This window comes from Streptomyces sp. NPDC053048 (assembly GCF_044547045.1).
In the GTDB taxonomy this organism is placed as follows: Bacteria; Actinomycetota; Actinomycetes; order Streptomycetales; family Streptomycetaceae; genus Streptomyces.
Genome location: NZ_JBITZS010000001.1, coordinates 14,228 through 26,868, shown reverse-complemented (window position 1 = coordinate 26,868; position 12,641 = coordinate 14,228). Strand labels below are relative to the sequence as shown.

Here is a 12,641-nt window from a genome sequence, read left to right as displayed (position 1 = left end):
GGGCGTACTCGGGTGATGCGACAACGCGGCGAGGTGCCGTGCCTGGGGGCACCTCCCAGCGGTAGCTGGGGGAGCGTCGCAGGGCCCGTGCCGACCCACCGGACACGCCCTAGGCCGGGCAGGAGGGCACGCGCTGCCCGGCGGCCAGGGCCTTGAGGGAGGAGACGGCGTCCTTCAGCTCGGTGACCGGGATCAGCCGCATGCCCTCGGGCAGCTCGGACCGCGCGTCCGCGCACTCCGCCTTGGGCACGAGGAAGACCGTGGCGCCGTCCCGCCCGGCCGCCTGCGTCTTGAGGGCGACGCCGCCGACGGCGCCGACCGTGCCGTCCGGGTCGATGGTCCCGGTGCCCGCGATCTTCCGGCCGCCGGTCAGGTCGCCGCCGCGGCCGTCGCCGTCGAGCTTGTCGATGACGCCGAGGGTGAAGAGCAGGCCGGCGCTCGGCCCGCCGACGTCGGCCAGCCGGAGGTCGACCTTCACCTCCTTGGGCGAGCGGTGCAGGAAGCGCAGCGCCGCCTGGGCGGCGGAGTCCTGGGACTTCCTCATCTCGGCCACGTTGTGCCGCTCGACCTCCTCGTCCGTCTTGCCCGCCGGGTAGACGGAGTCGTGCGGCATGACGGCCCGGTCGGTGCGGAACCAGCCGGAGAAGACGTCGCCCAGACTGATGTCGGTGCCCGGACCGGTGGCCTCGATGGTGGTCATGCGCAGCTGGCCGCTGGTCTTGCGGACCGGGGCACCGCTGATGGTGATCACCGGCTTGTCCTTGTCCGAGCCCAGGACGTCCACGGTGGAGCCGGGCTGCGCGATGGTGAACGGCAGCGGCACGAAGGCGGCGACCGCGAGCAGGGCCAGGACGGGGGCGGCGCAGACGGCGAGGGTCCGCTTCCGCTTGTCCTTCGCGAACGGCACGGAGGGCTTGGACGGGGCGGGCTGAGACGGAGCTGGCATGCTGCGAATCTAATTGACGCGTGGGGCGGACGCGGCATGCGGGCGGCCGGGGCCGCCCGCACGGTGTCACCGCGCCCCGGTGCGGCGGGCGCTAGCGCAGGGCGTCCGCCACCTCCTTCGCGGCCTCCATGACCCGTGGCCCGACCCGCTCGGGGACGGAGTCGGCGAGCATGACCACACCCACGCTCCCCTCTATCCCGGTCACCCCGAGCAGCGGCGCCGCCGCCCCGCTCGCCCCGGCCTCCAGCTCGCCGTGGGTGAGGGCGTAGCCGGGGTTGTCGACCTCGCCCCGGCGTGCGGCGAGGATCGCCCGTCCGGCCGCGCCACGGTCCAGGGGGTGTCGGAACCCGGCGCGGTAGGCCACGTGGTAGTCGGTCCAGGTCGGCTCGACGACGGCGACCGCGAGCGCCTCGGCGCCGTCGACGAGCGTGAGATGGGCGGTGGCCCCTATGTCCTCGGCCAGCGACCGCAGCGCGGGCAGGGCCGCTTCGCGTACGAGCGGGTGGACCTGCCGGCCCAGCCGCAGCACCCCCAGCCCCACCCGGGCCCGGCCGCCGATGTCCCGGCGGACGAGCGAGTGCTGCTCGAGGGTGGCGAGCAGCCGGTAGACGACGGTGCGGTTGACGCCGAGCCGGGTGGACAGCTCGGTGACGGTCAGTCCGTGGTCGGTTTCGGCGAGCAGTTTGAGGACGCGCAGTCCCCTGTCGAGCGTCTGCGAAGTCTCCGCGGTCACGACGCCCCTCCTCCGATGAGAGGCGGCCCTCGTCACGGTGGGGTGCGCCACCGGTCCCGTCCGGCAGCGCGCGAAGAGAGGCCGCCGGCCGTTGACGCATGATCCGGCTGCGCTCCGCGGCGGCGCTGCCACGGGGCGTGTGCGTGAGCGGCACCGTAGCGCCGCCGGTCCGCTCAGCGGAAGAGTCTGCCCACAATCCGGTCAGCGTGCAGGGGATTTACCGGCATTGGCGGGCAACTTCCCAGCATATGGACAGGGCGTGGGTGCCCCGGGTGGGACGCCCACGCCCTGTCCGGCGCCTGTGTCACTTCATGCGCGGCCGGTCACTTCATGCGCGTGGCCCACTCGCGCACCTTCTTGATGCGCTCGTTGAGCTGTCCGGCCGTGGCCTCCGCGCTGGGCGGTCCGCCGCACACCCGGCGCAGCTCGGTGTGGATCACTCCGTGCGGCTTGCCGCTCTGGTGCGCATAGGCCCCCACCAGGGTGTTGAGCTGCTTGCGCAGCTCCAGCAGCTCCTTGTGGGTGACCACGGGCCGCCGCTCGGCGGGAAGTTCGAGCAGGTCGACCTCGGCGTCGGGCCGCTTGCGGCTGTGCGCGATCTGGCGGGCCTGCCGCTTCTGCAGCAGCAGCTGCACCTGGTCGGGCTCCAGCAGGCCGGGGATGCCGAGGTAGTCCTGCTCCTCCTCGCTGCCCGCGTGGGCCTGCATGCCGAACTCGGCGCCGTCGTAGAGGACGCGGTCGAAGACGGCCTCCGACTCCAGGGCCTCGAAGGAGAGTTGGTCGCTCTCCCCGGTGTCCTCGTCCTGCTGCCGCTCGGCCTCCGCGAGGAGCTTGTCCTCCTCGGCGTAGGGGTTCTCGTCGTCGCCGTCCTTCTTGGGTTTGTCCAGGACGTGGTCGCGCTCGACCTCCATCTCGTTGGCGAAGGTCAGCAGCGTCGGGATGGTCGGCACGAAGACGGAGGCGGTCTCGCCGCGCCGGCGCGAGCGCACGAAACGGCCGACGGCCTGCGCGAAGAACAGCGGCGTGGAGATCGTCGTCGCGTAGACCCCGACCGCCAGGCGGGGGACGTCCACGCCCTCGGACACCATCCGGACGGCGACCATCCAGCGGTCGTCGCCGTGCGAGAAGTCGTCGATGCGCTGCGAGGCGCCGGAGTCGTCCGACAGCACCAGGGTGGCGCCCTCGCCGGTGATCTCGCGGATCAGCTTGGCGTAGGCGCGGGCCGACTCCTGGTCGGAGGCGATGACGAGGGCACCGGCGTCGGGGATGGACTTGCGGACCTCGGTCAGCCGCTTGTCCGCCGCGCGCAGCACGTTGGGCATCCAGTCGCCGCGCGGGTCCAGGGCGGTGCGCCAGGCCTGCGAGACCGCGTCCTTGGTCATGGGCTCGCCGAGCCGGGCCTCCAGTTCGTCGCCCGCCTTGGTGCGCCAGCGCATGTTGCCGCTGTAGGAGAGGAAGATGACCGGCCGCACGACGCCGTCGCCCAGCGCGTTGCCGTAGCCATAGGTGTAGTCGGCGGACGAGCGGCGGATGCCGTCGTTGCCCTCCTCGTACGTGACGAAGGGGATGGGGTTGGTGTCGGAGCGGAAGGGCGTGCCGGTCAGGCACAGCCGGCGGGTGGCCGGCTCGAAGGCCTCCAGGCACGCGTCGCCCCAGGAGCGGGAGTCGCCGGCGTGGTGGATCTCGTCGAGGATGACGAGGGTCTTGCGCTGCTCGCTGCGGTTGCGGTGCAGCATGGGCCGCACGCCCACGCCGGCGTAGGTGACGGCGACGCCGTGGTACTCGCGGCCCAGCGGCCCGGCGCTGTACTCGGGGTCGAGCTTGATGCCTATCCGGGCGGCGGCCTCCGCCCACTGCTTCTTCAGGTGCTCGGTGGGCGCGACCACGGTGACCTGCTGGACGACGTGGTGGTGCAGCAGCCAGGAGGCGAGGGTGAGGGCGAAGGTGGTCTTTCCGGCGCCCGGGGTGGCCACGGCGAGGAAGTCGCGGGGCTGGGTCTGGATGTACTTGTCCATGGCGCCCTGCTGCCAGGCGCGCAGCTTGTTCGCGGTACCCCAGGGGGCCCTGCCGGGGAAGGCGGGCGAGAGATGGTGGTTGGCGGTGGTGGTAGTCACGGTCTCCGTCGGGCTGGTCGGCGAACGGCAACCGCGTCAGCCTACCCGCGTCCGCGGCGGCTCCCGGGTGGTACGGCGGGGGCTCACCCGGGGGTGGGACGGAGGTCACAGTGGCCGGATTCGGTCGGCTCGGCGTCCACGGACCGGGGGCTCGAGGGCGGCGGAGCCCCCGGTTGCGGGAAGCGTCGGCGGGGGGGCAACCGCCGGAAGCCCTACCCCCGCGGCCGCATCCGGGTGGCCACGTACGAGCCGGCGAGCGCGCTCGCCGAGGCCAGGGCGAAGACGGCGACGAAGGCGTGCGGCGGCGCGGCCGCGCCCCCGGCGTGGGCGGACACCGACCCGCCGCCGCAGGAGACGAAGAGCACACCGGCGAGCCCGACCAGCACGATGCTGCCCAGCGCGTCCGACACCTGGAGGGAGGCGGAGTTCGCGCCCTCCTCCCCCGGCTCGGACAGCCGCAGCAGCAGTACCGCGCCGCCGGAGATCGTCAGCCCCATGCCGTAGCCGCCGATGATCCAGGAGACGGCGGCGAGCCACACGGGCACGGCGGCGATCAGCACCACGGGCGCGAGGGCGACGGCGAGCGCCAGCAGCGCCATGCCCACGCTCATCAGCCGCTCGCGGTACGGCTCCAGCCGGGTGCGGCTCTGGGTGTACGAACCGAGCGCCCAGGTCAGCCCGCCGCCGGTGAGCGAGAGCCCGGCGAGGGTGGCCGACAGCCCGCGCTCGGTGACCAGCATCAGCGGCACGAAGGTCTCGGCGGCCAGGAACGAGCCCTGCGCGATGCCGCGCAGCAGCACGACGGACGGCAGCCCCCGCCCGGCGCGGAAGGTGCGCGCGGGCAGCAGCCGCAGCACGCACGGCACGAGCAGGGCGAGCCCGGCCGCGGCGGGCAGCAGCGAGAGGGGGCGCAGGTCCTGGCCCGCGTACTGCAGCAGCCCGGCGCCGGCGGCGACGGCGAGCGCGAGGAGGATGCGGCGGCGGTCCAGCGACTCGGTGCGGTCGCCGGGCGGCAGCTTGCGCAGCGCGGGCAGCATCACGGCCAGCGGCAGCAGGATCAGGACGGGGATGGCCAGGAACACCCAGCGCCACCCGATCCGCTCGGTGACGGTCCCCGCCACCAGTGGCCCCACGATCACCGGCACGACCCAGGCGGCGGAGAACGACGCCAGGATCATCGGCCGCAGTCGTTCCGGATAGCCCCGGCCGACCACCACGTACAGGGAGACGATCACCAGCCCGCCGCCGATGCCCTGCACTCCGCGCCCGGCGACGAACGTCCACATCTCCTGCGCGGAGCCGGCGACGACCAGTCCGGCGCCGAAGGCGGCGATGCCGGTGAAGAGCGGAGCGAGCGGCCCGGCGCGGTCGCACCACTCCCCCGACAGCGCCATCGCGAACAGGCTCGCCGTGAAGAAGGCGGAGAACGCGAACGCGTAGAGCCCGAGGCCGTCCAGGGCGCGGGCCGCGACCGGCATCGCGGTGTTCACGGCGCTCGCCTCGAAGGCGATGAGGGAGACGACGGAGACGATGCCGAGGGTGAGGGCGCGATGACGGCGCCCGAGTATGCCCCCGGTGCTCTCGGTGGCGGTCGGGGATATGGCCAGGTCGGTGCCTTCGGCGTCGGTAGCGGTCATGCTGGCCAGGGTAGGGAGGGAGGGGCCGGTCCGACCCCCGCCGGACGACCGGAATTCGGTCGTCCGAAGGGCCTAGTCCGCAGGGCCCGTCCCCACCGCGGGCCCGCTCCCGTGCCGCTCCCTGTGGCCTCCCCGGCTCAGGTGGTGAGCAGCACCCCGCCGTACGAGGCCCCCGCGATCACGATCCACGAGCCGAGCCCCAGCGCCGCGACCCGCCCGCCGGTGCGCGCCAGTGACGGCAGGTGCACCGCGCTGCCGAGGCCGAAGAGGGCGGCGGCGAGGAGCAGTTCCTGGGCGTGCTGGGCGACGTCGAGGATGCCCTGCGGCACCCGGCCGGTGCTGCGGACGGCGACCGTCAGCAGGAAGCCGGCCACGAACAGCGGTACGAGCGGAGGCCGCTTGCCGGACGCCGTCACGGCACCGCGCCGGCGTCCGCGTACGGACACCGCGACCGCCGCGACGAGCGGCGCCAGCAGCGCGACCCGCATCAGCTTGACGAGCACGGCGTCGCCCAGGGCCACCGGCCCGGCGGTCTGCGCCGCGGCCACCACCTGCCCGACGTCGTGCACGCCCGCCCCGACCCAGCGCCCGAACTGCGCGTCGTCCAGGCCGAGCGGGTGGTGCAGCAGCGGCAGTACGGCGATGGCGAGCGTGCCGCACAGCGTCACCAGCGCCACCGACGTCGCCACGTCCTCCTCGTCGCTGCCCGACACCTCGCTGACCGCGCCGATCGCGGAGGCGCCGCAGATGGAGTAGCCGGTGGCGATCAGCAGCGGCTGGTCGCCGCGCAGCCCGAGCCGGCGGCCGAGCCACAGCGTCCCGAAGAAGGTCGCGGCGACCACCGCGATCACCATCGCGACGGTGGCCCAGCCCAGCCCGAGCACGTCGTCCAGGCCCAGCTTGAGGCCGAGCAGCACGATGCCGATCCGCATCAGCCGCTTGCCCGCGAGCGTCAGGCCGGGCTTGCCTACGCCGCGCACCCGGTTCCGTACGCCGGGCAGGTGTGCCGCGGCGATGCCCAGCACGACGGCCGCGGTGAGCATGGGCACGGCCGGCAGGAGCGTGTGCACGCCCCAGGCCAGGACGACCCCGCAGGCGGCCATGGCCAGACCGGGCAGCTTGCCGGACGCCGTGGCCCGCGGCAGTGTCGGCGCCGGCGGGCTCGCAGGGTGTTTGTCGGTGACGGCCATCAGAGGGCGTCGGCCGGCAGGTCGTACACGCGCCGGACGCTGGAGCCCAGCCGTGAGACGTCGGCGCCGTAGATGTGGATGGAGATGGCGACGTCCGAACAGGCGTTGCGCACCCGGTGGATGTCGCCGGGCGGCGCGAAGCCGCAGACGTCGCCCTGGTGGTTGACCACGTCCTCGGTGGCGACGAGGCGGGCGGTCATGCCGTCGGGCACCAGGCGGTAGCGGCGTTCGCTCTCGGTGCCCTGGTGAACGCCGGTGACGCACCAGGAGACGTGGTCGTGGACGGAGGTCTGCTGGCCGGGCATCCACACGAGCGCGACGACGGAGAAGCTGCCGTCGCTCTCGGCGTGCAGGATGTGCTGGCGGTAGCGCTCGGGGTCGCCCTCGCGCTGGGCGTCGGTGAGCAGGTCGGGGGCGCCGAGGTGGGCCGCGAGCCGCTCGCCGACGAGATATGCCGTCGTGTCGGGCGGCAGGCCGCGGCCTACGGTCTCCCGGACGTCACCGACGAGCTTGGCGAGCCGCGCCGTGGTGGTGGTCAGGGGTGCGGTAGGTGTGGTCATACGTGCAGCGTCGAGGCACTTGATCCATCACGTCCAACGACAGTTTCTTGCCGTCACGCCAATGTGCGCTTATGGATGGGCGGGTGCCCGTCCGGCGGGCGGTCAGCATCCGACGCGGCGGGCGGCCACGGCCTTCAGCTCGTCGAGCACCAGCGCGGTGGCCGGGATCCGCAGATGCTCGCGCAGGACGTAGGCGGAGACCTGGCGGCGCGCGGCCGGGTCGAGGGCGCGTCCGGTGATTTTGTCGTGCCGCAGGAAGGACAGCACCAGCGCCGGCATCATCGCCACGCCCAGCCCTTCGGCGACGAGCGACTGCACGACGAGGTTGTCGTCCGTTGTGAACGCGATGTCGGGTGCGAATCCCTGCTCGGCGCACTCGTGGAGGAAATTGGTGCGACAGCGCAGGCAGCCGGCGATCCAGCGCTCCTCCGCCAGGTCGGCCAGCTTGACGGCCCGGCGGCGGGCGAGCGGGTGCCCCATGGGCAGCAGCACGGTCAGCTGGTCCTCGAAGAGCGGTATCTCGACGAGCTCGTCGGGAACCTGTTCCCGCAGGCCGGGGTAGGTGAAGGCGAGCGTGACGTCGCACTCCCCGCGCACGACCCGGCGCAGCGAGTCGGGCGGCTCGGCCTCCTGCAGTTCGACCCGTACGCCCGGGTGGTCGGCGGCGAGGCGGGCCAGCGCCTCGGGGATGAGGGTGGCGCCGGCGCTGGGGAAGGCGCACACCCGCACCCGTCCGGCGCGCAGTCTCGTCAGCGAGCTCATTTGCTGCTGCGCTGCGGAAAGACTGGCCAGGATCGTCTCCGCGTGCCGCGCCAGCGCCTCGCCGGCCTCGGTCAGCCGCATGCGACGGCCGACGCGGGTGAACAGCGGTGTGCCCACCGCCCGTTCGAGGGCCTTCATCTGCTGGGTGATCGCGGGCTGCGTGTAGCCGAGCGTGCGCGCGGCAGCCGAGTAGGACCCCGCGGTGACCACCGCGTGGAAGGTCTTGATGTGCCGGGAGTCGAACACGCCGGAATCATAAGCGGAATTTGGGTTGAGGGGATGAGTCACCGTGGGTTGCTTCTGGATCACTGGGCATATCGGATATGACGGACTCGGATCACACCGCGCCTCGCACGACACGGCGGAACGATCACGTCGAGGGTGGGTTCATGAACGGCGGATGGCGGTCTTATGCCAGCGCCGCACGCACCATTGAGGCCACCGGCATATGGCCCTAGGGTCGTGCTCGTCAGAACAACGACATACGAGAACGACAGCACGGCCGTGTGCCCGAGTGGCTTAGGGGCTCGCCTGCAAAGCGAGTTACGCTGGTTCGATTCCAGTCACGGCCTCCACCGGCGCGGGCGTCACCGCCATCACGCGGTGATGCACGCGACGACCACCCAGGCGGCGCCCAGCATCAGCGTGGCGAGCAGCCAGGCGACCCATCCCGACTCCCGCCGCGAGGCGACGCCCCAGGTGCCGAGCACGGCGGCGACGGGCGAGGCGACCAGCGGAACGAGCACGACGGCCTGCTGCCCGGCGACGGTGCAGATCACCCGAGGGTCGGTCTCGGAACACCCGTCGCTCGCCATGACGGACATGGGCAGGAAGAAGAACGTGAGCCCCGCGAGGACCCACAGCGCGACACCGCCGAGGCCCTTGAGGACCGCGCCCGCCCGGTAGTCGCCGGACCGGGCCACGGTCTGCTGCGGGGAAGGGGCCTGGGAAGGACTCATACCGCCGACGCTACGCAGGCCGCCGCGGGCCGGGCATCCGCACGCGTACTCATCCGGGAGCGGAGGATGAGTAGCCGTACTCATGAACGCGCGTGCGCCGCCCGCTCGCCGTGGCGGAACGCGTCACAGAACGCGTCGCGGAACGCCCAGGCGCCGACCACACCGCCGGCCAGCCCGCCGAGGTGCGCCGACCAGCTGACGCAGGAGGCACCGGGGCCACCCGGGTGCAGCGCGCAGGCGTACGCCGCCGCTATCACCACGCCGACGACACTGTCGACCGGACGGCGGTCGAGGAACCCGCGGACGACCACATAGCCGAAGTACCCGTAGACCAGCCCACTGGCCCCGACCGTCCCCGCGCCGGCCCGCTCGAAGAACCAGACGGCGAGCCCGCTGGCCACGGCTACCAGCAGCGTCAGCCCGAGGAACCGGGCCGTTCCGCGATAGGCGGCGAGAAGCCCGAAGACGAACAGCGGCCCGGAATTGCCCTGGATATGCGTCCAGCTCCAGTGCAGAAAGGGCGCCGCGAGGATGTCGGGCAACCGCCCGGTGTCGCCCGGCACGACCGCGTAGTCGCGGGCGAGACCGTAACCGCTCTCCCAGTTGACCACCTGCACCGACCACACGAGGACCAGGAGCCCGCCTATGGCGAGCAACGCCTTGCGCGCGTCGCCGATCATCTCCCCACCCACTCATGCCGAATCCCACCCGGTACATCCGCCGTGCGGGGAGCCCGATCATGCCGCCGCCAGATCACGGCGGGCCGTGGACCGGAAGCGCCGGCCCCATGGAGAACAACACGCCGCGGCACGAACGACCCGTCCCACGCTGGGCGGAGAGAGTCGCCCACCTTATCCCCCTGCTCGGCCTGCCCGTGTGCCTTTGGCGCCTACCGACGCCTACCGATCGCTTTCGGCTTCACGATGGGCATGGAGATGCCACCCCCAACGACGCCGCTGTGGATGACCGTGCCCGATGTCTTCGGCCTCAGTCTCCTCTCCGAGGCGTTCGCGCTGCTGTGCTTCGGCCTGGTACGCCACTGGGGCGAGCTGGTACCGCAGCGGGGGGGCATCCGCCCCGTCTGAACGACGCTTCAGGGGTCGGCTACCTGGGCAGAACCGCTGCCTTACGGCGTCGCGCGGCGAACACCGCTGCTCCGGCCGCCAACGCGACGACGGCGGCAACGCCGCCCGCCACCAGTACGTTGCGCCCGGACAACGGATCGTCGCCCTTGCCCGAGTCGGCTCGCGTCATGCCGCCTGTGGCGCGGGACGGGGTGGGTTGCGGTTTCGCCGCGAGCTCGGGGAGTGGGCTGACGTCGGCGGGGCCGGGGTCGCCGGGGTTCTGCAGGGCGATGCGGGGGCGGACCACGCCGTAGCCGATCGTGTCACTGCGCTTCTCACCGCTCTTGGGCCCGCCGGCGGTGTTGATGAGGACGCGGAGCACTTGGTTGGCCGTCCAGTCCGGGTGCGCGGACCAGACAAGCGCGGCGGAGGCGGAGGCCAGGGCGGTTGCGTCGCTGGTTCCGTCGCCGGAACAGAGGCCGCTGGTGCCGTTGGCGCAAGGCGCCACCATGTCCGCCCCGGGCGCCGCGAGGTCGACCTGGGGGCCGTGCTGGGACCAGGGGGCGGCCTTGATGTCGCGGTCGACGGCGGCGACGGCGATGACGCCGGGGGTTGCTGCGGGGTATTGAACGAGGTTGTCCTTGTCTCCCTCGTTACCGACCCCAGCAAAGATCAGTTTTCCCTTGGAGAGTGCGTAATTCACGGCCTCCTTCTCCACATCGCTCGGCGCTGTTCTGGCGAGGGAGATATTGATGACCTTTGCCTCGGAGTCCGATGCGAATCGGATGGCAGATGCGATCGCCGCTGCACTCGTTGCGGCTGTCTGCGTACCGGAGGCTCGCAGAGGAAGGATCTTCACGCCCGGGGCGAGACCAAATGCGCCTTCGCCTTTTCCTGTCGCTGCGATGAACAGGGCCATCCGACTGCCATGTCCGTTGGCATCAGTGCGAGCATCACCACCCTGGCCGGTGAAGTCACGTCCTTCGAGCACTTGACCTCGGAGGTCCGGCAGCGTTGCGTCGACACCTGAGTCAATGACCGCAACGGTTACACCAGCGCCGGTACTGGTCTTCCACATCTCCTCGGCCCGCATGGCGTCCAGGTACCACTGCTGGGAGCGGATCGAGTCGGCGTGCGCAATCTGGGGGGTTGTGCTGATCAAGAGCAGGCCTGCGGCAGCCGCAAGCAGCCGGGTGATGCGGGTTCTTGCTCGTGACCGCATATACGTCCTCTTCAGGGGCACGGTTCGGGACATCACTCGATAACAGGGGGGACCACGCGGCGCTGCCCCTCGGTCCAGGCGGATTCGTCCTCCACCAGATACTCAGGCCGCTGGCGTCGGCGTCGTGCCGACTCTTCCGTTACAGGGCCGCGAACCAGCCCTGCCCCTCCAGGGGTGAAGGTCCGGTCGGACGCGTTACCGGCACGCGGAGACCGGCCGCCTACGACCCCACCAGGCTCCGTCGCCAATCGCCTACCTGATCCGCCTGCCCGGCCGCTCCCTGCGGCACCGCCGATAGCTCCCGGACCGGGGCCGTAGCCCATAGGAGCGCTGCCCTGTCTGTGTCCGTGCCCGGATTCGGTGCCGATTACGGTGCCCTTCGGGAGCCTTCCGCCCGGCTGCTCCCCGGGCCGGGGCAAGGGGCGGCCCCCCACGACGCCATCGCCGGCGCTTCGCGGGAGCGACGCGACGGGTCGGATTCCGGACCTTGGTGTCTGGGGAGTGCGGTCCACACCGCCCTCGGGTACGCGGCCGACGACAGGCATATCGCCAAGCCTGCGGTCTCTTGCTGTAGCGGATGGCACAGCCATAGGAGGAAGCGGGCTCGCGGGAACGTTGCCGTCCGGCCTCGGAACAGTGTGCTGGTCTGGAGTGACCGACGGCGCGGCGGGACCGGCGGTCACTCCGTCGATCCGGCTGGCAGCCGGAAGGTCGAAGTGTGCGGTGGTTGGGACGGTCGCGCCCGCACGCTCGCCATACGCAGGCGAGGAGATGTCTCCCTGCCGGGGAAATGCGCCCGCACCTACCGCTCCTCCCGCATAAGGCGCCACTGGTGACGCGCCATCGGGGACAGGGCGAAGCGCCTCAGCGTCCTTCTCCGGCGGCACCCAATCATCCGGAATAGGCCGAAACGTAGGCCGCGGCGCCACCCCCATCTGATGCGCCGACCACGCGTACGCCCCCGCCAGCTTCCGCATCAGCTGGGCCGCCTCCGCGCGGTCGCTCCCCAACCGCTCTTGCGCCTCGTAGGCCTGGCGTTGCGTCGGGCCCGGCTGCTGCAAGCCTCCGTTCCCGCCGTCCGACAGGTCCGGTGACGCCACCCGGCCCACTTGCCCCGGACGCGCCCGCGCATACGCGTCCAGCGTCCCCCGTGCCTCCGGCGACGGCTTCGGCATGGCGGACTTCACCGACGCCAGCGTCGACGCCGCGTGCATCAGCCACGCGCCCGCGCTGCCGCTCAGCTCGCCCAGGCGCAGGGTGGAGTTGGCCATGTCCGCGCCCCAGACGCGGAAGGCATCGCCGGCCTCGCCCTCCCACGTCACCTCCGACACGTGCTGCTTGAGCTCCTCGCCCAGCTGGGTGATCAGGGTGGCGGCAGCCGTCAGGCGGGCGGACATCGACGTCGTGCGCCGTACGTCCGTGTGCTCCACCATCGCGCACAGTTCGTCGTGCGT

Annotated in this window: 11 protein-coding genes and 1 tRNA gene; 2 read left to right on the top strand and 10 right to left on the bottom strand. The window is 72.1% G+C overall.

Annotated elements, in window-relative coordinates:
• Nucleotides 1–109: 109 nt before the first annotated feature.
• The 7 genes from ACIG36_RS00125 to ACIG36_RS00095 all read right to left on the bottom strand — a co-directional run bounded on the left by ACIG36_RS00125 (nucleotide 110) and on the right by ACIG36_RS00095 (nucleotide 8,188).
• A complete protein-coding gene (locus ACIG36_RS00125; protein WP_399919502.1) occupies nucleotides 110–946 on the bottom strand; it encodes a PDZ domain-containing protein in 837 nt (278 codons plus the stop codon).
• Nucleotides 947–1,037: 91 nt separating this feature from the next.
• The gene (locus ACIG36_RS00120; RefSeq protein ID WP_399919500.1) at nucleotides 1,038–1,679 is read right to left on the bottom strand and encodes an IclR family transcriptional regulator; all 642 of its coding nucleotides are present in this window, start codon (nucleotides 1,677–1,679) and stop codon (nucleotides 1,038–1,040) included.
• 323 nt (nucleotides 1,680–2,002) lie between these two features.
• The gene (locus ACIG36_RS00115) at nucleotides 2,003–3,793 is read right to left on the bottom strand and encodes a DEAD/DEAH box helicase (RefSeq protein ID WP_399919498.1); all 1,791 of its coding nucleotides are present in this window, start codon (nucleotides 3,791–3,793) and stop codon (nucleotides 2,003–2,005) included.
• A 212-nt stretch (nucleotides 3,794–4,005) separates the two neighbouring features.
• Nucleotides 4,006–5,430: an MFS transporter gene (locus ACIG36_RS00110; RefSeq protein WP_399919496.1), complete on the bottom strand. Its 1,425-nt coding sequence runs from the start codon at nucleotides 5,428–5,430 to the stop codon at nucleotides 4,006–4,008.
• A 137-nt stretch (nucleotides 5,431–5,567) separates the two neighbouring features.
• Entirely contained in the window at nucleotides 5,568–6,620 is a 1,053-nt protein-coding gene (locus ACIG36_RS00105; RefSeq protein ID WP_399919494.1) for a YeiH family protein, read from the bottom strand.
• Nucleotides 6,620–7,180, bottom strand: coding sequence for a cysteine dioxygenase (locus ACIG36_RS00100; protein WP_399919492.1), 561 nt, complete (start codon nucleotides 7,178–7,180; stop codon nucleotides 6,620–6,622). Before ACIG36_RS00100 ends, ACIG36_RS00105 begins: the two co-directional genes overlap by 1 nt.
• A gap of 102 nt (nucleotides 7,181–7,282) precedes the next feature.
• On the bottom strand, nucleotides 7,283–8,188 hold the full coding sequence (locus tag ACIG36_RS00095) for a LysR family transcriptional regulator (RefSeq protein WP_399919490.1): 906 nt from the start codon (nucleotides 8,186–8,188) through the stop codon (nucleotides 7,283–7,285).
• Nucleotides 8,189–8,442: 254 nt separating this feature from the next.
• On the opposite strand from ACIG36_RS00095, the gene ACIG36_RS00090 reads away from it, so the two are divergent.
• Nucleotides 8,443–8,517, top strand: a tRNA-Cys gene (locus ACIG36_RS00090).
• Between the two features lie 21 nt (nucleotides 8,518–8,538).
• On the opposite strand, the gene ACIG36_RS00085 is transcribed toward ACIG36_RS00090, so the two are convergent.
• Together ACIG36_RS00085 and ACIG36_RS00080 are read right to left on the bottom strand one after the other, a co-directional pair.
• Complete coding sequence (locus ACIG36_RS00085; RefSeq protein WP_399919488.1) at nucleotides 8,539–8,901, bottom strand: hypothetical protein; 363 nt, start codon at nucleotides 8,899–8,901, stop codon at nucleotides 8,539–8,541.
• A gap of 80 nt (nucleotides 8,902–8,981) precedes the next feature.
• Complete coding sequence (locus tag ACIG36_RS00080; protein WP_399919486.1) at nucleotides 8,982–9,581, bottom strand: rhomboid family intramembrane serine protease; 600 nt, start codon at nucleotides 9,579–9,581, stop codon at nucleotides 8,982–8,984.
• 282 nt (nucleotides 9,582–9,863) lie between these two features.
• Between ACIG36_RS00080 and ACIG36_RS00075 the strand changes: the two genes are divergently transcribed.
• Nucleotides 9,864–9,986, top strand: a complete 123-nt coding sequence (locus tag ACIG36_RS00075) for a hypothetical protein (protein ID WP_399919484.1) — start codon at nucleotides 9,864–9,866, stop codon at nucleotides 9,984–9,986.
• Between the two features lie 19 nt (nucleotides 9,987–10,005).
• On the opposite strand, the gene mycP is transcribed toward ACIG36_RS00075, so the two are convergent.
• Nucleotides 10,006–11,127, bottom strand: a complete 1,122-nt coding sequence (gene mycP / locus ACIG36_RS00070; RefSeq protein ID WP_399919482.1) for a type VII secretion-associated serine protease mycosin — start codon at nucleotides 11,125–11,127, stop codon at nucleotides 10,006–10,008.
• Nucleotides 11,128–12,641 lie beyond the last annotated feature (1,514 nt).

Coding starts and splice junctions, on each gene's coding strand:
- ACIG36_RS00105 (WP_399919494.1), bottom strand. CDS start 6,620: ATGGCCGTCACCGACAAACACCCTGCGAGCCCGCCGGCGCCGACACTG.
- ACIG36_RS00110 (WP_399919496.1), bottom strand. CDS start 5,430: ATGACCGCTACCGACGCCGAAGGCACCGACCTGGCCATATCCCCGACC.
- ACIG36_RS00100 (WP_399919492.1), bottom strand. CDS start 7,180: ATGACCACACCTACCGCACCCCTGACCACCACCACGGCGCGGCTCGCC.
- ACIG36_RS00075 (WP_399919484.1), top strand. CDS start 9,864: ATGACCGTGCCCGATGTCTTCGGCCTCAGTCTCCTCTCCGAGGCGTTC.
- ACIG36_RS00125 (WP_399919502.1), bottom strand. CDS start 946: ATGCCAGCTCCGTCTCAGCCCGCCCCGTCCAAGCCCTCCGTGCCGTTC.
- ACIG36_RS00080 (WP_399919486.1), bottom strand. CDS start 9,581: ATGATCGGCGACGCGCGCAAGGCGTTGCTCGCCATAGGCGGGCTCCTG.
- ACIG36_RS00085 (WP_399919488.1), bottom strand. CDS start 8,901: ATGAGTCCTTCCCAGGCCCCTTCCCCGCAGCAGACCGTGGCCCGGTCC.